The sequence below is a fragment of the Ruegeria sp. AF7 genome, from assembly GCF_056541885.1.
The window spans coordinates 1-1,912 of record NZ_JBQFYX010000049.1 but is presented as its reverse complement, the minus strand read 5'-3'; the positions used below and the strand labels follow the sequence as shown (position 1 = coordinate 1,912).

The 1,912-nt window shown below is 55.0% G+C and carries 1 protein-coding gene and 1 pseudogene; both read right to left on the bottom strand.

All coding sequences use genetic code 11. From position 1 onward, the window contains the following. Nucleotides 1–609, bottom strand: a pseudogene (locus ACR0AP_RS20865) (Re/Si-specific NAD(P)(+) transhydrogenase subunit alpha); the annotation flags it as partial. 130 nt (nt 610–739) lie between these two features. Continuing rightward, nucleotides 740–1,912: SLC13 family permease (locus ACR0AP_RS20860; protein WP_480509205.1), on the bottom strand; the 1,173-nt coding region annotated here is incomplete at its 5' end.

Sequence of the window (1,912 nt, the reverse complement as noted above, 5' to 3'; positions counted from 1 at the left end):
GGCCACTTCAGGGCGCACGTCGAACGCGTAGGTGATCGCGCCCAGCGACGTGGACGTCCCGATTGCGGCCAGACCGGCCACACCGGCCCCAACGATCAGCACCTTGGCAGGCGGCACCTTACCCGCCGCCGTCACCTGACCGGTGAAGAAACGGCCAAAGTTGTTGCCCGCCTCGATCACCGCCCGGTACCCGGCAATGTTTGCCATGGAGCTCAGCGCGTCCATCTTCTGCGCCCGGGAGATCCGCGGGATCATCTCCATCGCGATAACAGTGGCCCCCTTCTTGGCCGCGGCCTGCATCTTGGCCTCATCGGCCACCGGCGAGAAGAACGAGATCAGCGTCTGATCCGAGCGCAGACGCTTCATCTCCGTATCATCCGGCACACGCACCTTGGCCACAACATCCGCCGCCTTCCAAAGAGCGTCAGCGGATTTGACAACTTCAACCCCGGCATCGGCATAATCAGAATCGGCAAAACCTGCCTTCAGACCAGCTCCAGCCTCAATCAGACACTCATGACCCAATTTTTGTAGGGCGGCGGCGGACTCGGGCGACATTGCCACACGCGCCTCACCTGAATGCACTTCTTTTGGTGTTCCAATTCTCATGGCAATGTCCTCCTCAGAACGTACACAACGTTCGGTTCAGCTGCGTCTGCAAGAAACCGAGATGCCGATTTTCGACACATTCGCCATCAAAAGACAGGTTTGCAGACATTTGACCCATCCAACCTCAACCTTACGGCGTTTCAAAAACAGCATTCAGCATGATCATCGATACAATCAGGAACAAAATGGTCATGACGCCGCCCGCGCGCATGAAGTCCTTCACTTTGTAGCCGCCCGGACCCATAATGAGGGCGTTAACTTGGTGTGTTGGGATCAGGAACGAGTTCGACGTGGATATGGCCACCGTTAGTGCAAAAATCGCCGGATTTGCCCCAACTCCAAGGGCGATGTTTACAGCCAGCGGCACCAGAAGGACCGTTGCTCCCACATTCGACATCACCAGAGTGAACGCGGTCGACAGAACGGCAACCGCAGCTTGGATAACCCAAATCGGAGCACCCTGAAGTAAGCTTAGAACCTGGTCTGCAATCCACTGTGCCGTTCCGGTTGACTGAACAGCTTGACCAAGCGGGATCAGACTTGCCAGCAAGAACACCGTAGTCCATCCAACGGATTGATAGGCTTCCTGCATACTGAGAACCCGACTTACGACCATTCCCATGGCACCGACCAGCAAACAAAGCGACAACCTCAAATCCGTTGCTAGTATAAGCGTTAGTGCAATCAGGAAAAAGGAAAGGGCAAACCCCACCTTCTTGGGACGCAATTCTTCTTTGGGATAGTCCGTTGTAACAACGACGAAATCACGGTTCTTCTCAAGCTGTGTCAGGGATTCCCAAGGGGTATGACAAACCAGGGTGTCGCCAGCCTGATATGGCATGTTGCCGAGGAGATTGCCTTCTCCGCGCGTATGAACTTCGCCAGCACGATATAGGGCCAGTGGGGACAGTCCGTAGGCACGACGCATCACGATCTCGCGCCCAGTCTTCCCTATGATTGACGAATTCGGGGGAATAACAATTTCTGCGATCCCAGCTTTGCTCGCCCCCAATGCTTCCGAAAACACGTCAAGATCAGGCAATTCTGTCAGGCCAAAATCGATGCCGAAGGCGGTCACGTCAAGGCGGGCACCGATCACGGCAAGACGTGCAGGTGTTTCAATCGCCACATCACGCGGCGGCGCCATGAAGGTTCTTTTTTTGTAATGCGTGGCCACGATCAGAACTTGGTACTTCGTTTCAAGTTCGTCGATCGTGGCGCCAATTATCTGACTGTTTCCGGGAACCACAAACTCGTGGATCTCTCCATCCAAATGATAGACCTTGTTAAAGTAGTCGAGCAG